14 protein-coding genes are annotated in these 19517 nt (G+C 68.5%); 10 read left to right on the forward strand and 4 right to left on the reverse strand.

The features are described from left to right. The first annotated feature begins 1 nt into the window (after position 1). The 3 genes from mnmA to putP all read left to right on the forward strand — a co-directional run bounded on the left by mnmA (position 2) and on the right by putP (position 5177). Positions 2-1105, forward strand: a complete 1104-nt coding sequence (gene mnmA / locus CIK77_RS00705; protein ID WP_087055587.1) for a tRNA 2-thiouridine(34) synthase MnmA — start codon at positions 2-4, stop codon at positions 1103-1105. Positions 1106-1172: 67 nt separating this feature from the next. Continuing rightward, positions 1173-3563: an NAD-dependent DNA ligase LigA gene (ligA, locus tag CIK77_RS00710; protein WP_087055586.1), complete on the forward strand. Its 2391-nt coding sequence runs from the start codon at positions 1173-1175 to the stop codon at positions 3561-3563. 27 nt (positions 3564-3590) lie between these two features. Next, the gene (gene putP / locus CIK77_RS00715) at positions 3591-5177 is read left to right on the forward strand and encodes a sodium/proline symporter PutP (RefSeq protein ID WP_087055585.1); all 1587 of its coding nucleotides are present in this window, start codon (positions 3591-3593) and stop codon (positions 5175-5177) included. Between the two features lie 89 nt (positions 5178-5266). On the opposite strand, the gene CIK77_RS00720 is transcribed toward putP, so the two are convergent. Together CIK77_RS00720 and CIK77_RS00725 are read right to left on the reverse strand one after the other, a co-directional pair. Next, positions 5267-5767 carry a tetratricopeptide repeat protein gene (locus tag CIK77_RS00720; RefSeq protein WP_249268645.1) on the reverse strand — a complete coding sequence of 167 codons (501 nt, stop codon included), beginning with the start codon at positions 5765-5767 and terminating at the stop codon, positions 5267-5269. Then, positions 5764-7467 (reverse strand): long-chain-fatty-acid--CoA ligase, encoded by a 1704-nt coding sequence (locus CIK77_RS00725; protein WP_087055584.1) that lies wholly within the window; start codon positions 7465-7467, stop codon positions 5764-5766. The genes CIK77_RS00720 and CIK77_RS00725 overlap by 4 nt, the downstream gene beginning before the upstream one ends. A gap of 114 nt (positions 7468-7581) precedes the next feature. Between CIK77_RS00725 and gatC the strand changes: the two genes are divergently transcribed. The 7 genes from gatC to CIK77_RS00760 all read left to right on the forward strand — a co-directional run bounded on the left by gatC (position 7582) and on the right by CIK77_RS00760 (position 14796). Then, positions 7582-7881: an Asp-tRNA(Asn)/Glu-tRNA(Gln) amidotransferase subunit GatC gene (gene gatC, locus CIK77_RS00730; RefSeq protein WP_087055583.1), complete on the forward strand. Its 300-nt coding sequence runs from the start codon at positions 7582-7584 to the stop codon at positions 7879-7881. Between the two features lie 11 nt (positions 7882-7892). After that, positions 7893-9407, forward strand: coding sequence for an Asp-tRNA(Asn)/Glu-tRNA(Gln) amidotransferase subunit GatA (gene gatA / locus CIK77_RS00735; RefSeq protein WP_087055754.1), 1515 nt, complete (start codon positions 7893-7895; stop codon positions 9405-9407). Continuing rightward, the gene (gene gatB, locus CIK77_RS00740; protein WP_087055582.1) at positions 9407-10921 is read left to right on the forward strand and encodes an Asp-tRNA(Asn)/Glu-tRNA(Gln) amidotransferase subunit GatB; all 1515 of its coding nucleotides are present in this window, start codon (positions 9407-9409) and stop codon (positions 10919-10921) included. Before gatA ends, gatB begins: the two co-directional genes overlap by 1 nt. Positions 10922-11020: 99 nt before the next feature. Continuing rightward, positions 11021-12271 (forward strand): DNA polymerase IV, encoded by a 1251-nt coding sequence (gene dinB, locus CIK77_RS00745; protein WP_087055581.1) that lies wholly within the window; start codon positions 11021-11023, stop codon positions 12269-12271. Between the two features lie 55 nt (positions 12272-12326). Beyond that, on the forward strand, positions 12327-12647 hold the full coding sequence (locus CIK77_RS00750) for a hypothetical protein (RefSeq protein WP_087055580.1): 321 nt from the start codon (positions 12327-12329) through the stop codon (positions 12645-12647). Beyond that, on the forward strand, positions 12631-13212 hold the full coding sequence (locus CIK77_RS00755; protein WP_087055579.1) for a hypothetical protein: 582 nt from the start codon (positions 12631-12633) through the stop codon (positions 13210-13212). Before CIK77_RS00750 ends, CIK77_RS00755 begins: the two co-directional genes overlap by 17 nt. 540 nt (positions 13213-13752) lie before the next feature. Then, complete coding sequence (locus CIK77_RS00760; RefSeq protein ID WP_170934186.1) at positions 13753-14796, forward strand: ATP-grasp fold amidoligase family protein; 1044 nt, start codon at positions 13753-13755, stop codon at positions 14794-14796. A gap of 64 nt (positions 14797-14860) precedes the next feature. Here the strand turns inward: CIK77_RS00760 and CIK77_RS00765 are convergent, their stop codons facing one another. Together CIK77_RS00765 and CIK77_RS00770 are read right to left on the reverse strand one after the other, a co-directional pair. Beyond that, a complete protein-coding gene (locus CIK77_RS00765) occupies positions 14861-17635 on the reverse strand; it encodes a hypothetical protein (RefSeq protein WP_087055577.1) in 2775 nt (924 codons plus the stop codon). Beyond that, positions 17632-19488 (reverse strand): HSP90 family protein, encoded by a 1857-nt coding sequence (locus CIK77_RS00770; RefSeq protein WP_249268644.1) that lies wholly within the window; start codon positions 19486-19488, stop codon positions 17632-17634. Before CIK77_RS00770 ends, CIK77_RS00765 begins: the two co-directional genes overlap by 4 nt. Between the last annotated feature and the right edge of the window lie 29 nt (positions 19489-19517).

The raw sequence follows: 19517 nt of genomic DNA on the forward strand, positions 1-19517 counted from the left end.
CATGCGTGTACTTGCGGCGATGAGCGGGGGAGTGGACTCCGCGGTGGCGGCGGCGCGCGCCGTCGAGGCAGGGCACGAGGTCGTCGGCGTGCACCTCGCGCTCTCCCGCGCCGGCGGCACCCTGCGCGCCGGAAGCCGCGGCTGCTGCACGATCGAGGACTCCTTGGACGCGAGGCGCGTGTCCGACCGGCTCGGCATCCCGTTCTACGTGTGGGACTTCTCGGAGCGCTTCCGTGACGACGTCATCGCCGATTTCGTCGACGAGTACCGTGCCGGCCGCACCCCGAACCCGTGCATGCGCTGCAACGAGAAGATCAAGTTCGCCGCCCTGCTCGAGCGGGGCATCGAACTCGGCTTCGACGCCGTCTGCACTGGCCACTACGCGACCCTCGTCGACGGCGAGCGGGGCCTCGAGCTGCATCGCTCCAGCGAGGAGGCGAAGGACCAGTCGTATGTGCTCGGCGTGCTCACAACCGAGCAACTCGCGCACTGCATGTTCCCGCTCGGGGAGACGCCGTCGAAGCAGCTCGTGCGCGCCGAGGCCGAGCGCCGTGGGCTCGCCGTCGCCCAGAAGCCCGACAGCTACGACATCTGCTTCATCCCCGACGGCGACACGAAGGGGTGGCTCGCTGAGAAGGTGGGCGAGGAACACGGCGACATCGTCGACCGCGCCGGCAGCGTCGTCGGCTCGCACGACGGTGCCCACTCGTTCACCGTCGGTCAGCGCCGCGGGCTGAAACTCGGCGTACCGGCCTCCGACGGCAAGCCGCGGTTCGTGCTCGAAGTCAAGCCGGTGTCGAACCAGGTCGTCGTCGGCCCCAAGGAGGCTCTCGCGGTCGCCTCCCTCGCCGGCGGCAGATACACATGGGCGGGCGCAGAGCCCGTGCAGCCTGATGAGCCTTTCGCGTGCGACGTGCAGGTGCGCGCCCACGCCGATCCTGTGCCTGCCGTCGCGCGCATCACCGGCGGCGAGATGATCGTCGATGTCGAAGACCCGCTCACCGGCGTCGCCCCCGGCCAGACGGCCGTGCTCTACGACGGCACCCGTGTGATCGGGCAGTGCACGATCGATCGCACTGTCTCCGCTGTGCCCGCACCGGTCTGACCCCGGCTTCATCTCCGGACGAGCGGGAGTGCTCCTGAATGTCGGTGCCGGTTCGTAGACTGATCACGTGGCAGACGCAGCTGATGAGACGACCATCGACGCAGCGCGCGAGGAGGTGCGGGAGCTCACGGACCGCATCGTCGAAGCGCGAGAGTCGTACTACGGGCGCGACACGGCGCCCGTAGACGACGCGACATACGACGGCTGGATGCACCGGCTCGAGGAGCTCGAGACGGCATTCCCACAGCTGCAGGGGCAGGACTCGCCGACGCTGCAGGTGGGAGCGGCCGGCGAGACGGAGCTCGACACCATCGAGCATGCCGAGCGCATGCTCAGCCTCGACAACGTGTTCTCGCTCGACGAGCTGCGCGAATGGTGCACCAAGACGCGAGAAGCAGCCGGGCGCGAGGTCGCCTGGCTCACGGAGCTGAAGATCGACGGCCTCGCCATCAATCTGCGCTACGAGGACGGCGTGCTCACCTCCGCCGCCACGCGCGGCGACGGCAGGGTCGGCGAGTTGGTCACTCACAATGCGCTGCGCCTCGCCGACATCCCGGAGCGGCTTGCAGGCGTTGGTCATCCGGAGATCGTGGAGGTCCGCGGTGAGGTCTTCATCCCCGTCGAAGCCTTCGAGAGTCTCAACGCACTCCAGGCCGAACTGCGCGAGCGCGCCTACGCCGAGTCGAAGCAGAGATGGGAGCAGGTGCGCAGCGCGACGAAGAAGCCGTTCGACGAGGAGGCGCGACGCAAGTCAGCCGAGCGACGGTTCCCCGCGTTCGCGAACCCGCGCAACGCCGCCAGCGGCGGGCTCCGCCAGCAGCTCGACGAGAAGGAGGGCCTCGAGCGGGAGGCCGGTGAGACCAGGCTGAAGTCGCTGCGGCTGTACGTGCACGGCATCGGAGCGTGGCCCGAACCCCCTGTCGCCGCGCAGAGCGAGGTGTACGACCTGCTGGCAGAGTGGGGGCTGCCCACCAGCCCGCACACGCGCGTGACCCGCACAGACGAGGAGCTCGCCGAGTTCGTGCATCACTACGGCGAGAACAGGGCGTCCGTGGCGCACGAGCTCGACGGCGTCGTGGTGAAGGTCGACGAGCTGGCGCTGCACGCGGAGCTGGCAGAGACGAGTCGTGCGCCGCGGTGGGCGATCGCCTACAAGTACCCGCCAGAGGAGGTGCAGACACGTCTCATCGACATCAGAGTCGGCGTCGGTCGCACGGGCAGAGCGACACCCTACGCGGTGATGGACCCGAAGCTCGTCGCCGGGTCGGTCGTGCGCCAGGCGACGCTGCACAATCAGGAAGTCGTCGTGCACAAAGGCGTGCTCATCGGTGATCTCGTCGTGCTGCGCAAAGCGGGGGATGTGATCCCCGAGGTGCTCGGGCCGGTCGCCGAGGCGCGCGACGGCTCGGAGCGCGCCTTCGTGATGCCCAGCGCATGCCCGGAATGCGGCGCGGAGCTGCGCCCCATGAAAGAGGGCGACATCGACCTGCGCTGCTCCAATGCGCGCACCTGCCCCGCTCAGGTGCGCGGCCGCGTCGAACACATCGGCTCCCGCGGAGCGCTCGACATCGAAGCGCTCGGCGAAGTCACCGCGGCCGCACTCACGCAGCCGGCGCGCAACGCGCAGACGCATGAGGAGCTGCCGCCCGTGCTGTCGACCGAGGAAGGGCTGTTCGACCTCACGCTCGACGAGATCGTGCCGCTCGAGGTCATCGTCACCGATCCCGAGACGGGGGAGAGCAGAACGGACGAGGCGGGCGAGCCGGTGCGACGCTCGCCGTTCCAGCGCATCGAGCGGGTCTACCCGCCGGGCTGGGAGGATGCCGCGCCCGCCGAGCGCCGCAGAGCGGGAGTGCGCAAGGATCACGAGCTCGTTCACCCGTCGGCGCAGGCGGTGAAGCTGCTCGAAGAGCTCGACAAGGCCAAGACGAAGGACCTGTGGCGGCTGCTGGTCTCTTTGAACATCCGGCACGTCGGGCCCGTCGCCGCCCGCGCGCTCGCTGCGTACTTCGGATCGCTCGACGCCGTCCGGGCTGCCGGCCGCGACGAGCTGGCGGCCGTCGAGGGCGTCGGTCCGATCATCGCCGACTCACTTCTGGCGTGGTTCGATGTCGACTGGCATGTCGAGATCGTGAACCGCTGGATCGCGGCCGGTGTGCGTTTCGAGACTCCGGATCATCCGGGGCCGGGTGCCGCCATGGCCGAAGGGGGAGTGCTCGACGGAATCACGGTGGTCGCGACGGGTGCGTTGGAGGGCTACTCCCGAGAGGGAGCGCAGGAGGCGATCACGCGCGCCGGCGGCAGAGCCGCATCGAGTGTGAGCAAGAAGACCGACTTCGTTGCGGCGGGCCCAGGCGCCGGTTCGAAACTCGCAAAAGCGGAGTCTCTCGGAATTCCGGTACTCGACTCCGCGCAGTTCCACATTCTCGTAACGGACGGCCCCGAAAGACTCGCTTAACTGAGAGTTTGCCGGTAGCGTGCCAGAATGCAGCCACAGACGTACTTCATCATCGCGCTCGTCATATACTTCGCCGCCATGATCAGTATCGGCGTCTACGCGACGCTGAAGACGAAGAACCACGAAGACTACATGCTCGGCGGACGCAGTCTGCCACCGGCCGTCGCGGCGCTCAGCGCCGGGGCGTCCGACATGTCGGGCTGGCTCGTCATGGGTCTTCCTGGTGCCCTCTACTTCACGGGCCTCTTCGACGCCTGGATCGCGATCGGCCTGACGATCGGCGCCTACCTGAACTGGAAGCTGGTCGCGCCGCGGCTGCGCGCCTACACCGAGGTCGCGAAGAACTCGATCACGGTGCCCAGCTTCCTCGAGAACCGTACGCACGACAAGACGCACGTGCTCCGCATCGTCGCGGGCGTGGTCATCCTGGTGTTCTTCACGCTGTACGTCTCCAGCGGCATGGTCGCCGGCGGAAAGTACTTCGAGAGCGCGTTCGGCGGCGACTACCTGACGGGCATGCTCCTGGTCGGCGGCGTGACACTGGCGTACACGCTGTTCGGCGGCTTCCTCGGGGCGACGTACACCGACTTCGTGCAGGGCATCATGATCTTCGCCGCCCTCATGATCGTTCCGGTGCTGGCCGTGATCTCCATCGGCGACCTCACAGCGCTCGCAGACGGATTCGACGCGGCAAGCGCGCAGCGCATCGCAGACGCACAGACCGCGATGGACGCCGGCGAGGAAGGACCGTTCGCGAGTGCGACCCCGCTGTCGTGGTTCGGCGACGGCTTCTCCGGCGTGGTCCTGCTCGGCATCATCTCCTCGCTCGCCTGGGGCCTGGGGTACTTCGGCCAGCCGCACATCATCGTGCGCTTCATGGCGCTGCGCAGCGCGGGCGACGCCAAGGTCGCCCGCCGCATCGGCATCGGCTGGATGATCCTGTCGCTGATCGGTGCTGTGATCACCGGCCTCATCGGCATCGCCTGGTTCCACGTCAAGGGCATCGAGCTCCCCGACTCCGAGACGGTCGTGCTCGTGCTCGCACAGAACCTGATGCACCCGTTCGTGGCCGGTCTGGTGCTCGCCGCCGTGCTCGCCGCCATCATGTCGACGATCTCGAGCCAGCTCATCGTGTCGTCGTCGGCGCTGATCGAAGACATCGCGCGCCTCGTGCTGAAGAAGAGCATCAAGGAGTCCGCTCTGGTGTGGCTCGGTCGCGGGGCGGTACTCCTCATCGCCGTGATCGCCGTCCTGATCGGCCTCGACTCCGAGTCGTCCGTGCTCGAACTGGTCAGCTTCGCGTGGGCGGGCTTCGGCGCCGCATTCGGCCCGCTGATCATCCTGTCGCTGTTCTGGCGCAGGCTCACCAACGTGGGAGCGATCGTCGGCATGGTCGCCGGTGCCGCCACCGCCTGGGTATGGGGCCAGTACCTCTCCGGCGGAATCTTCGACCTCTACGAGATCGTGCCAGGCTTCCTGATCAACCTCGTGCTCGCGTTCGTCGTCAGTGCTTCGACGCACAAGGCCGACACCGATTCGGACAACGAGATCCAGCAGGAGTTCAACGACACCGACACCATCATCCTGACGCAGGTCAAGCGTCGCTCGGAGTGATCCTGACATGACCGGATGGTCGTGCCCGAGATCCGTCTCGGGCACGACCATCGTCGTGGGAGTACATCACTTCGCCGCAGCGAACACGACTATTCGTCGGCGAGCGCCGCGGCGTATGCGCGCACCGAGCGGTTGTACCGCGGCAGCGTCGGTTCGATCGCCTCGACCGCCGTGCGCAGAGCTTCGTCGTGCCGGCCGGCGCTGTGCAGCGCGAGCGCCAGGAAGACCGCAGGGGCCGCGCCCGTGTCGGGGTGGGGCGGCGCGTCTCGCAGCATCTCGATGGCCGCGTCGACGCGGCCGAGGTTGCGCAGCGTGGATGCGTGCTGCACCACGAGCTGCGAGGCCCTCGACGGGTCGACATCGCTGAGACCCTGTGCCGTGGCCCGGGAGTACTCGGCGTCGGCTTCGTCTTCATGCCCCGTCGAATCGAAAGCGCCGGCCAATTCGAACGCGCCGAGTGCCGGATGCGGTGCCGCCGCAGCGAGGGCCGTCATCTGGATGATGAGCTCCTGGTGGCCGCAGTCCGAAGCCCGCAGCGCCTCGACGCGCTTCTCCCACTCCGCGGCCGGGAGCCGGTCCTGTTCGTTCACGCGGCGCTCTCGGCGTCGGCGAGCAGCAGTTCGCGCACCTGCTTGCGCAGCACCTTGCCGATCATCGACTTCGGCAGCTCGTCGACCACGACGAAGCGGCGGGGAGCCTTGTACGGCGTGAGGATGCGCTTGACGAACTCACGGGCCTCGTCCTGGTCGAAATCGGGAGCGCCGTCGAGCACGATGGCTGCGACGACCTCCTCGCCGCCGGGCGACGGCATGCCGACGACGGCGGCGTCGGAGATCGCCGGGTGCTGACGCAGCGCGATCTCGACTTCGGTGGGCGCGACGTTGAAGCCGTTGGTGATGATGAGCTCCTTGATCCGGTCGACGACCGTGAGGAACCCGTCATCGTCCATCTCCACGATGTCGCCGGTGCGGAACCAGCCGTCGGAGAACACTCTTTCGGTCTCCTCGGGGCGTCCGTAGTACCCGCTGAACACCTGCGGCCCGCGCACGAGCAGCTCGCCGGCCTCGCCCTGCGCGGCATCGCGGGTCGGATCTTCCGGGTCGACCACGCGCACCTCGGTGCCGGGCAGCGGCAGGCCGATCGTGCCGGCCCTGCGGTTGTCACCGACCGGGTTCACGCACAGCACGGGGGAGCACTCGCTCAGCCCGTAGCCCTCGACGAGCATGCCGCCCGTCTCCTCCTCCCACGGCACGACGAGCGCGTCGTCCAGCGCCATCGCTCCTGAGACGCCGATGCCGGTGCCCGCAAGGGAGACACCGGTCTCCTTCGCCCGCTTCAGCAGGCGTTCGGCGATGGGCGGAACGGCGGGCAGCACGGTTGCGGGGTGCTTCTTCGTCACGGCGAGCACCATGTCGGGGTCGAACTTCGGGAACAGCACGAGTCTCGCCGCCCGCGACATCGCGTACGTCAGGCACAGAGTCAGCCCGTACGCGTGGAACATCGGCAGCACGGCGTAGACGACCGTGCCCTCGCCGTCAGGGACATCCGGGGTCCACGCCCTGGCCTGCGCGGCGTTTGCGAGCAGGTTGCGGTGCGTCAGGGTCGCGCCCTTCGGGTCGCCCGTCGTGCCGCTGGTGTACTGGATCACCGCGATGTCGTCGGTGCCGGGTGCCGGCACGTCGTCGCCGATCGGTGCGTATCCGATGATCTGCTCCCACGGAACGGCGCCGCGCACCGGCTCGGTGAGCTGGGCGCGCTGTTCGCGCAGCTTCGGCACGGGCAGCCGCAGCGCCACCTGCATGTACGCGGGCATGCCCTTGGTGACGTCGACCGAGACGAGGGAATCGACGGCGACGTCGTTCGGGAAGTCCTGCACGGTGCGGGCGACCTTGCTCCACACGATCGCGTGCTTCGCGCCGTGGTCCTCGAACTGCTTGCGCAGCTCGCGCGGCGTGTACAGCGGGTTGTGCTCGACGACGATCGCTCCGAGGCGCAGCACCGCGTAGAAGGCGATGATGTGCTGCGAGCAGTTGGGCAGCACGATCGCCACCGGATCGCCCTTTCGCACGCCGAGCGCGTACAGTCCGGCCGCCGCGCGGTCGATCGCGGCTGACAGCTCTCGGTAGGTCGTCTCGCGCCCGAAGAACTGCAGCGCGGGGGCATCGGGATGCTCGCGCGCCGAGGTCCTGACGAGGTCCATCAGGGAACCGGTCATCTCATCGAGGTCCTCCGGCACGCCGGGTGCATAGGAGGCGGTCCAGGGGCGCGGCGGATCGAACTGCGTTGTCACCAGACAAGACTAGGCGAGCGAACGCACGCGAGAGTGCGCAGGTGCCTTCTCAAGGACATCCGGATGCGGCAGCAGACGACAGCGCGAGCTCGTCGGGCGGCCTAGACTGGACCGGTGTCAGAAATCACTCCCGAACTCGTGCGCCATCTGGGTGTGCTCGCCCGAATTCAGCTGGAGGACGAGGAGGTGACGCGCCTGACCGGTGAACTCGACGCCATCGTCGAGAACATCGCCAAGGTCTCGCAGGTCGCATCCGACGACGTCCCGGCGACGAGCCACCCCATCCCGATGCAGAACGTGTTCCGCCCCGACGAGGTCGGCGACATGCTCACGACCGATCAGGCGCTGCAGAACGCGCCCGACTCGGACGGAGATCGCTTCCGTGTGACGGCGATCCTCGGCGAAGAACAGTGACGGGGGAGAACATGACGGACATCATCCGGATGACCGCAGCTGAGCTGGCTGCGAAGCTCACTGAGGGCGAGATCTCGAGCGTCGAGGCCACCCAGGCGCACCTCGACCGCATCGCCGCGGTCGACGGCGACGTGAACGCCTACCTGCACGTGAACGACGCGGCCGTCGAGACGGCGCGCGGAATCGACGAGCGCCGAGCATCCGGCGAGGAGCTGCCCCCGCTCGCCGGCGTTCCGCTCGCGATCAAGGACGTGCTCGTCACAACGGACATGCCGTCGACATCCGGGTCGAAGATCCTCGAGGGCTTCATGTCGCCTTACGACGCGACGGTGGTCGCCCGTGCCCGCGCCGCAGGGCTCGTGCCGCTCGGCAAGACGAACATGGACGAGTTCGCGATGGGCTCCTCGACGGAGCACTCGGCCTATGGGCCGACCCGCAACCCGTGGGACCTCGACCGGATCCCCGGTGGATCAGGCGGCGGTTCGGCCGCAGCCGTCGCCGCTTTCGAGGCGCCTCTCGCGCTCGGATCTGACACGGGCGGCTCGATCCGTCAGCCCGCGCACGTGACGGGAACCGTCGGCATCAAGCCGACCTACGGCGCGGTGAGTCGCTATGGCTCGATCGCGCTGGCGTCGAGCCTCGACCAGGTGGGGCCCGTGACTCGTACCGTGTTCGACGCGGGCCTGCTGCAGGACATCATCGCCGGCCACGACGTGCACGATGCGACGTCGATCGACCGCGAGTGGCCCTCGATGGCACGTGCCGCCATCGAGGGTGCGGCCGGCGAAGGCCTGAAGGGCCTGAAGATCGGCGTCGTGAAGGAGCTGCCTGACTCCGGTTTCCAGCCCGGCGTCGCCGATTCCTTCCACCAGTCGCTGGCGAAGCTCGAGGCGCAGGGCGCGGAGATCGTCGAGATCAGCGCGCCGCACTTCGAGTACGCGGTCGCCGCGTACTACCTGATCCTCCCGGCTGAGGCATCGAGCAACCTCGCCAAGTTCGACTCGGTGCGCTTCGGCATGCGGGTCGAGGTGCCGGGCGGCACGGTGGAGGACGTGATGTCGGCCACGCGTGACGCGGGCTTCGGGCCCGAGGTCAAGCGCCGCATCATCCTCGGCACGTACGCTCTGTCGGCTGGATACTACGACGCCTACTACGGCAGCGCCCAGAAGGTGCGCACTCTGATCCAGCGCGACTTCGCCTCGGCCTTCGCCGACGTCGACGTGATCGCCACGCCGACCGCGCCGACGACGGCGTTCAAGCTCGGCGAGAAGATCGACGACCCGCTGGCGATGTACCTGAACGACCTCACCACGATCCCCGCCAACCTGGCGGGAGTCCCCGGCATCTCGGTGCCGAGTGGCCTGTCAGCAGACGACGGCCTGCCCGTCGGCGTGCAGTTCCTCGCCCCCGCGCACGAGGACGCCCGTCTCTACCGGGTCGGCGCGGCACTCGAACACCTGCTCGTCGACGATTGGGGCGGCCCCCTGCTCGATCGGGCCCCCGCACTGAACGGAGGGGCACGCTGATGGCGCGCGCAGAACTGATGGGCTTCGAGGAGGCACTCGAGAGGTTCGAGCCGGTGATCGGCCTCGAGGTGCACATCGAACTGAACACCAGGACGAAGATGTTCTCGGCCGCGGCCAACCCGGCCAACACCGAGAACCACGACGCAGAGCCGAACACGCTCGTCGCCCCCGTCGACATGGGCCTGCCCGGTTCGATGCCTGCGGTCAACGCCGAGGCCATCCGGAAGTCGATCACGCTCGGCCTGGCGCTGGGCTGCTCGATCGCCCCGTCGAGCCGCTTCGCGCGGAAGAACTACTTCTACCCGGATCTCGGCAAGAACTACCAGATCAGCCAGTACGACGAGCCGATCGCATTCGAGGGTTCGGTCGAGGTCGACCTGGGCGACGGCGAGACGGTCGTGGTGCCGATCGAGCGTGCGCACATGGAGGAGGACGCCGGAAAGCTCACCCACATGGGCGGCTCGGCCGGTCGCATCCAGGGTGCGTCCAGCTCACTGGTCGACTACAACCGCGCCGGCGTGCCGCTCGTCGAGATCGTCACGCACCCGATCTTCGGCACCGAGCACCGTGCACCGGAGCTCGCCAAGGCGTATCTGGCCACGATCCGCGACATCGCGATCGCGACGGGCATCTCGGAGGCCCGGATGGAACGGGGCAATGTGCGCTGCGACGCGAATGTGTCGCTGCGCCCCCGCGGAGCTGAGAAGCTCGGCACCCGCACCGAGACGAAGAACGTCAACTCGATGCGTTCGGTCGAGCGCGCCGTGCGCTATGAGATCCAGCGCCAGGCGGCCATCCTCGCCTCCGGCGGCACGATCACTCAGGAGACCAGGCACTGGCACGAGGACACGGGGGAGACCTCGCCAGGCCGACCGAAGTCGGACGCAGACGACTACCGCTACTTCCCGGAGCCCGACCTGCTGCCTGTCGCACCCAGCGAGGAGCTGATCGAGGAGCTCCGCGCCGCGCTTCCCGAGGCGCCTGCCGTGCGCCGCCGCCGCCTGAAGGCCGAGTGGGACTTCACCGATCTCGAACTGCAGGACGTCGTCAACGGCGGGCTGCTGAACGAGGTCGAGGCGACGGTGGCCGCAGGAGCTGCGCCCCAGACCGCGCGCAAGTGGTGGACCGGAGAGATCACCCGCGTCGCGAACGCGCAGGAGACGGAGCCTGCCGCGCTGGTGACTCCGGATCAGGTCGCGTCGCTGCAGAAGCTGATCGATGACGGCACCCTCACCGACAAGCTCGCCCGCCAAGTGCTGGAAGGCGTCATCGCCGGTGAGGGAACGCCGCAGCAGGTCGTCGACGCACGCGGGCTTGCGGTCGTCTCCGACGACGGCGCGCTGATCGCCGCGATCGACGATGCACTGGCCGCTCAACCCGACGTGCTCGAGAAGATCCGCGGCGGGAAGGTGCAGGCGGCCGGCGCCATCATCGGCGCCGTGATGAAGGCCATGAAGGGCCAGGCCGACGCCGCCCGAGTACGCGAGCTCATCCTCGAGCGCGCCGGGTCCTGATCCGCGCCCCGTCGCTCGGGTGCGGGAAAACGCCGCTTTCCCACGAGAATGGCGGCGCTTTCCCGCACCTGAGCTGCCGGGCGCGGGGAGAATAAGAGCATGGGGCGATCGGACGGCAGCGGCAGGCGCGTGTCTGCGCCGGATGCCGACGACTCCGGCACGGGCATCCTGCACATCGATATGGACGCGTTCTTCGCGGCCGTGGAGGTGCTGCACGACCCGTCGCTTGCGGGCAAGCCGGTCGTGATCGGGGCGCCGGATGGCCGTTCTGTCGTCTCGAGCGCGTCGTACGAGGCGCGCCGGTACGGGGTGCGCTCGGCGATGCCGATGGCACGGGCGCTGCAACTGTGCCCGCGCGCAACCGTGGTGCCGCCGAGCTTCGAGCGGTATCGCGAGGCATCGGCCCAGGTGATGGACATCTTCCGGCAGATCACGCCGCTGGTCGAACCGCTGTCGATCGACGAGGCCTTCCTCGACGTGCGCGGGGCCAGGAGACTATGGGGCAGTCCAGGCGAGATCGCTCGGATGATCCGACGCCGGGTGACGGAGGAGACCGGGCTGGTCTGCAGCGTCGGCGTCGCCGCGACGAAGCACGTGGCGAAGATGGCCTCGACGATGTCGAAGCCCGACGGCCTGCTGATCGTGCCAGCGGACGAGACGGCCGACTTTCTCGCGCCGCTGTCGGTGCGCACGATCTGGGGCGTCGGACCTAAGGCCGCGGAGGCGCTCGAAGCGCGGGCCGTGCGCACCATCGAAGACGTGCGCAGGGCACCGCAGCACGTGCTCGCCAGAGCGCTCGGCGAATCGGGGGCGCGCAGGGTGGCGGAGCTCGCCCTGGGCGATGATCCGCGCGAGGTGCAGACGGAGCGGGTCGAGAAGAGCATCAGCCACGAGGAGACCTTCGCCGACGACGTGCGCGATGCCGATGCCCTGCGCGCCGAGCTGCTGCGTCTCGCCGACCGTGTGGCGGTGCGTCTGCGCCGGGCCGGGCTGGAAGCGGCCGGAGCGGCCATCAAGGTGCGTTTCGCCGACTTCACCACGATCACGCGCTCGCAGGCGCTGGCCGAGCCGACCGACCTCGGCCAGCGCCTGGGCGAATCAGCGCGCGAGCTGTTCGCCGCCGTGGAGAGGCACGATCCGGTGCGACTGATCGGCGTGCGAGCGGAGCGTCTCCAGCCCGCGGGGTCGTCTGCGCTGGCGCTGTGGGACGAGGATCAGGACTGGCGCCGCGCCGAGGGAGCACTCGACGATGCCGTCGCGCGCTTCGGGGCGGGGGCGCTCACGCGCGCGACCTTCCTCGGGCGAGGGGCGCTGCATGCGCCGCCACGACCGCCGGAGACGTCGGACTGAGGCGAGCAGGACGTCGGTGAGGGCGAATCTCGGCGATCCGGAGTAGGTTGGAGGCATGCCCAACATCGCACTGGAACTCGGCAAGATCACGAACCGTGCCGGCGTGAACGCCGTCTACGGCGAGAAGCAGGAAGTCGACGGCGTCACGATCGTCCCGGTGGCAGCCGCGTGGTCGGGCTTCGGCGGCGGCGACGAAGAGGGCAAGGGTGCAGGCGGCGGAGGCGGCAGCATCTCCATGCCGCTCGGCGTCTACGTGCGCCGACCGGAGGGGCTGCGCTTCGAGCCGAACCTCATCGCACTGCTGGCGGTATCGGTTCCGGTGATCTGCGTGGCCGGGCGCGCCCTGCGCAAGATCATCCGTGCCCTCAAGAAGTAGCGACGCCTTCGCGGCATCGTTCGATGTCGCATTCGACACCGTGCTCCGGCGCGTGTGCGCCCTGGACGTCGCCCTTCCGAGAGTCGTCATCGACGGGCGAAGCGGCTCGGGGAAGACGACCATCGCGGCGCGGCTTCGCGACGCGTGGCCCCGCCAGAAGACGCCGCGCCTGATCGCGCTCGACGACTTCTATCCGGGGTGGGACGGCCTCGCGTCCGCGAGCACGATCGTCGCCGACGGCATCCTGGCACCGATCGCCGCAGGACGAGCGGGGCAGTTCCGCCGCTGGGACTGGAACGCCGGATCACCCGGCGCGAGCGTCAGCATCGCGCCGGACACCGCGCTGATCGTCGAGGGCGCGGGCGCGCTCACCCCGCACGCGCAAGAGCTCGCCGATCTGACCGTCTGGCTGGACGCACCTGAGGTGTCGCGACGGGAGCGAGCTCTGGCTCGCGACGGCGAGACCTACGCGCCGCACTGGGAGCGCTGGGCGGCGCAGGAACGCGCACACATCGCCTCCCATGATCCGGCCGCGCTCGCAGACCTTCGGCTCGAGCTGCGCTAGTCCGCGATCAGGCGTCGAATCGGTGGGCACACGACCGAGACGATCGCTTGGCAACGGGATCGTCGCTCGGCGGGTGCCCATGACGCGTCCCGGCCGATCCTGCTGAGTCTGCTCGGCGAGTCAGTGTGCGCTGCACCGTTGCGGAGCGGCGCTCCCTCGCATCGATGAATGGACAGGCGTCCCCGGGGCCGCGACGGATACGGCGAGATGTCCGCGCGCTGGCGGGCATCATGGACCGTGTCGAGGCCGCGAACATCCCGATCTCGCCCGTTCGTCCGCTCGCGCTCGGAACGCGGCCTGACTTCGCTCCGTATAGTCAGAGCTGCTACGGTGTCGCTCGGTATACTGTTATCCTGTATATGCTGTCACCGCACACCTATAGAAACACGGCATCAATTGAATCTTCTCGATCGACTGAAGACGCGACTGCGCCAGCTGCTCCGCTCGAAGCTCGGCATATCCAAGGACGTCACGCGACTGGATTCCCGAGCCTCGCGACTCAGCAGCAGTCTGTCTCAGGCAAGCGACCGCCTGTCGCGGGTGAACGGGCGAGTAGACGCGCTCAAGGGTCTGACGCTCCCAGAGATCCGGATCCTGAAAAGGACTGTCGAGCGTCTGCAGCAGCGCGTGGACAAACCCGCATTCTACGACCAATTTCGGATGTTCACGTACATCGTCGATCGAGAGTTCTCGTTGGAACAGAAGAAGTGGTTCATCGAGAAGCAGTGCATGAGAGCGCTGAAGTATTTTCCCAACCTCGACGACCCCGAGACCTTCAACGAGAAGACGAACTGGTACAAGCTCTACTACCAGGATCCGCTCATCACGGCGTGCATCGACAAGTACAAGTTCAAAGACTATGTCGCCGAAACCGTGGGCGAACGGTACGTGATCCCCTTGATCGGGGTGTGGGAGAGTGGTCGAGCCATTGACTTCGACGCCCTCCCTGAAAAGTTCGTCATCAAGTCGAACTGGGGCAGCGGAAGCCGCCACGTGCAACTCGTTCGCGATAAGAACGCGCTGAACGTCGACGAGATGAGGCTGCGCACCAGTTCCTGGATACAGCCGTGGGAGAACGTCTACTACCACACGTTCGATTGGGGATACAAGGACATCGAGCCCCGCATCATCGCAGAGGAACTCATCGAAGGAAAGGAGTTCGAGTACAAGTTCTTCTGCTTCGATGGCGAGCCGGCGTTCATCACCGTCGCCAGGGACAGCGCACCCGGTGTACCCAACACATACAACAACTACGACATGGACTGGAACCTGCTGCCGTTCACCCGACGTAAGAAGAACGCGCAGTACCCCATTCCAAAGCCGGAGCTCTTCGACGAGTTGGTTGAGATCTGCAGGAAGCTGTCGGCGCCCTTCCCACACGTCCGCGTTGACCTCTGCATCGCAGAAGGTCGGATACTCGTGGAGGAACTGACCTTCTATACAACAAGCGGGTTCGGCCGGTTCGATCCGACCGAGTGGGACCACACCTTCGGCGAACCGTTCATTCTGCCCGAGAAACGGATCCTCGACCACTCAGACGCGTACTCGCGAGGACCGCTGGAAAGTGAGCTGACGCTTCAGTAGAAGCCGTGACGGCGCGCCCCATGGGCAGGCGATGGCCCGGATCGTCAGGAAGGCTCGAACGCCCCTACCCGCCCAGCTCCGCCAGGGCGCTGCGCGCGGCGTCGCGGATGCCGGAATCGTCGGCGGGGTCGAGGCGGTCGATGAGTTCGCGGTAGACCACGGCTGCCTCGTCTGTGCGCCCCGCTTCCGTGAGCGCGGTGGCGCGATGGATGTCGGCGAGTCGCGCGAACTGCGGCATGTCGTGCCGTTCGGCGGCTTCCGCGGCCTCGCGCAGCGCGCCGATCGCGTCGTCGTGGCGGTCGAGCGCGAGCAGCGCCCTGCCGCGGGAGATGCGCGCATCCAGCGCCCTCTCCCACAGCTCGGCGGCCTCCGCTGTGCCGATCGCCTCATCGAGCACCGCGACGCCGACCGCGTCACCGGTGCCGGCGGTGAACCAGCCGTGCAGCTGCTGTGCGCGTGCCAGCAGTGCGGGAACGCCTGAGCGCATGGCGAGTTCCATACCCTCCGCCGCGGTGACGACCGCGTCTTCATCGTCGACGTCGTGCAGCAGAGACGCCACGTCGAGTGTCACGGATGCCGCCCTGTCCCAGACCTCTGCGTCCTCCGCGACGCGGGCCGCCCACGTCCAGACGCGGTACGCGACCGCCAGCTCACCGCATTCCGACGCGGCACGGCCGAGCCCGCTCGCGACACGCGAGAGGACGACGGGATCCTCCTCGCCCGACTCGTGCATGGCGTCGAACGCGAGTTGGAAGTTCTCCAGCGCTGCCTGCGCCTGCCCCGCATCGAGCTGCAGCGACGCCAGCGTGTGCCGCTGGCCGGGAAGCGCCTGCCCCACCTGCTCGAAGCTCCGGATCGCGTACGCGGCGCGGGCGCTCGCCTCGCGAGGTCGGCCGAGGTCGGCATAGATCTGCGCGGCGAGCATGGCGGAGTTGCCGACGGCGACGGGATCCTCGGCGCGCGCGGCGTCGACGATGAGCCCCTCGCTCGCGGTCGCCGCCTCGTCGAAGCGCGCCTTCGACGCCATCGAGATCGTGACGACCCGCCTGGCGGTGAGCATCACGGCATCTGCGGCGCGCGGGTCCTCGAGCGCCAGAGCGGCGACCTCGCCTGCCTCCTCGAACAGCTCCGCGCGCGTGAGGGCCTCGAGATGGGCGTCGACGAGCCCTGGCCACAGCATGTTCTTGTCGTCGTCGGGGAGGGTCAGCGCCGCCTCGCGCACGGCGGCGAGGGCAGCCTCCACGCCGCCGGTCGGCGTCTCCGGAGCCTCGAACTGGGTGGCGGCGAACGTGATCAGCAGATCGACGAGCAGTGAGGGGTCGCTGCCGTGCGACCTGGCGCGTTCGATCTCCTCGGCGATCTCGTCGACGTCGTCGCGCGATGCGTTGCCGAGCATCTTCAGCCCGAGCCGCTCCTCGGCGTCGGCGTAGTCGTGCCATCCGGCCTCGCGCATCGCAGCGACGCGTGCCCGGTGATGCGCCGCGGCTGCCGTCTCGTCGTCGTCGCTCAGCGCCGCCCACACGCGCACCGTGTGCAGGGGAGGGGCGGCATCCGGCGTCGCGGTCTGCACACCGCGCGCCGCGGCCTCATCCGCTCGCGACAGGTGATGGCCCGCCACCAAGCGCCGTGCTTCGATCAGCCACCCGCGGGCATCGGACGGTTCCGGATGCGCCGACGCCAGCGGCGCATACGCCTCGGCATCAGAGAAGGGCAGGTCGTACCGTTCCGTGCGAAGCCCGCGCGCGGCGGTGAGGTCGCTGGCGCAGCGATCGTTGCCGTTGCGTTCGTCGAGGGCGCCGCCGATGCGCTCTGCGACGCTCCAGGCGCGGTCGCGGAACTCGCTCACCGTGTGCACGCGCTTCCGCTCGCCGAACAGGCGCTCGATGTTCTCGCCGTCGGATCCGACGAGCTCGCGTTCGCCGGCACCTGCCTCGACCGCGGCGTCGAGCAGCACCGCGATCGAACGCAGCACGCCCATGTGGTGCTGATCCGAGAACGCGTCGACGGTGAACCCGCCCAAGTGCCGCTGCAGCAGTTCGAGACCGCGCTCGACGTTGCCGGTCACCGCGCAGAACTCGAGGTGGAAGCGCACCATCGACATCGCGTCTGGGTTGGTGCGCGCCGCCCGGTAGCTGCGGGCGTGCACGATCATCGCCTCGTCGCCTCTGCCTGCACGCAGCAGCGGCAGCAGCGCCTGTGCGTCGGCGAACTCCGGTTCCTCCCCGCAGGAGAGATCCCGTTCATGGATCTCCTGCCACAGCCGCAGCGCCTGCTCGTCGTCACCCTGCAGAGACGCGAACCCGGCATCCGTGGACCGCTGGCACGCCTCGCAGTGCGAGTAGTCGTCGCGCGGCGCGAGCTCCCGCGCCGTCATATGCCGCTCAGCAGCCTCGTAGTCGCCGAGCGCGATGGCCACGTCGCGTCGCGCCTGGTGCACGCCGTTCTGGCTCAGCCCCGCCTCGCGGAAGCGCCGCTCCATGTCGCCGAGGACCTGATCGATGCGGGCGATCGGGAAGCGGCTGTTGCCGGCCAGCAGCCCGGCGATCCACTTGTGCTGGAACAGCAGATCCGGCCCATCGTCCGCCCGCGCGATCGGAAAGCGCGCGGGATCGGAGTCGTGCTTCGCGACGCACCACGCGAACGAGGAGAGCATCGTGTCGGAGTCGTTCAGCCAGTGCGCGATATCGGTCTGCAGCATGCGGGCGCGGTACGACGTGTCGTCGGCGTCGGCCTCGTCGGCCAGCCGTACGGCCCTGGCGACCTCTTCCTGCGCCTGAGCGGCGAGCTCTCCCTGCTCGATCCGGTCGAGGATCCGTTCTGCCTCTGGTGCGGTGCTCACCGATCTCCCTCTGTTCCGAAGACGTCGATTCCGTTCGTGACACCGGCGCTGAGAGCGACCATGTCACCGAGCGCGTCGGTGAGCATGGCACGGTCCGCGGCCGTGAGCGGCCGGTGCGAGCTCAGCAGCGACTGCACGTACACGAGCTTCGTGGTCCTGTCGAAGACGAGGCCGTCGTCGATCGACGCGATCTGCCGCACGAGCGGATTCGACCAGTTCAGACAGAGCCGGATGCCCAGCGTGCGTGCTTCGCCACGGCGCCGTGAGTCGAGAATGGCGCCGACGTCGCCGAGCACATCTCCCCACAGCGAATCCGATGCCTGCTCCTTCGCGTCATCGAGCTCGCGGCGCCTGATCGTCTCGGGGTCGGCGACGCACAGCCCCGGCACGCTCTCCGGCGAGAACGCGCGGACGATCACATCGGCGCGCGTCTCGGCCAACGCGGTGCGTGCCCGCTGTTCGAGGGCGCGCACCGCGTCGAGATCGTCGAGCGGAGGCGGGCTCAGCTCATCGAGCAGATCATCCACGCGCACCCGGGTCACTCGTGCCCCGGTGAGAGCCGGCAGCCGCCTCAGCAGGTCGGCGTCGTACGAGTAGCCCGCGTTGACGACGGGGGCGTCCTCGGCGGCCACCGCGGCGATCTGGCGGAACTCGTCGACCGTCTCGACATAGCGCAGTTCGCCGCCGGATGTCGTGAGCTCGTCGACCGTGTGGGTGCCCCGCGACGTCTCGAGCGTCAGCCACGGCAGCACGGCGCGGGCGAGGTCGTCGTCGTGCACGGCCATGGCCTTCAGCGCCATCTGGTGCACCGACAGGAACTCCTGGAACCGCCACGGCTCATCGCGGGAGAGCCGGATGATCCACGCGCGCAGCGCGTCGCCGAGTCGTTCGCGTGTGATCTCGAGCGAGACGTCCTCGACGAACGATTCCCGAGAGGCCGTCGGCGTAAGGCTCTCCGTGTCGATCACGGCGCGGACGAAGAACGCCCACGGCGGCAGCAGACGATCGAGCTGATCGCTCACGAGCATCCGGCCGAGATAGACCGTGCTGGGCTGACGCATGCCTGGCGGAGCCGAGAAAGGCAGCACGAACGCGACGCCGGTCGTTCCGGTCTCCGAGACCGCAAGCGGGATCACATCGAGAGGCTCCCGGCCGAGCAGCTCAGCGCCGAGTTCGGCGCGCTCCTCATCGGTCGCATCCGGATCGAGGAAGACCGCGCGGCGGGTCACCTGGTCACGGCTGCCGTCGGCGTTCGCGACCGTCACACGCACCGGGAGGTACCCGCCGAAGCGCTCCGCGAGCCCTGCGACGCGACCCCGCGCGAGCAGCGCGGCCTCATCCGGACGAGGAACGAGCACCACCTCCGTGCCGATCGGGAGCTCGGCGGTCGCTGCCTCGTCGAGCTCGCGGACGCGGAACTCGCCCGTCGCATCACCGACCCACTCGATGGCCGGCGCGCCCGATGCCGATCGGCTGATCACCGTGATCCGGTCGGCCACCATGAAGCAGCTCAGCAGACCGATGCCGAACTGCCCGAGGAAGCTCTCGCGGCGCACCTGCAGCAGCTCGTCCCGCTTGGAGCTGCGCCCGACGGTCGAGAGCAGTTCAGCAGCCTCGTCCGCGGTGAGTCCCACGCCGTTGTCGCGGAAGCGGAACGTGCTCCCGTCCTCGGCCGGAACGATCTCGATCAGCCCTGCAGGGGCATCCGGATGGCCATCAGCCCTGGCACGAATCGCGTCGCGCCCGTTCTGCAGGAGCTCACGCAGGAACACCTGCGGGCTGGAGTAGATGTGGCGACTGAGCAGATCGACGACGCTGCGCAGATCGACCTGGAAAGGGCGGGATGCGGACACGCTCACCAATCTGCGATGGACGGTTCGAG

This window comes from Microbacterium sp. JB110, from assembly GCF_003335195.1.
GTDB lineage: Bacteria > Actinomycetota > Actinomycetes > Actinomycetales > Microbacteriaceae > Microbacterium.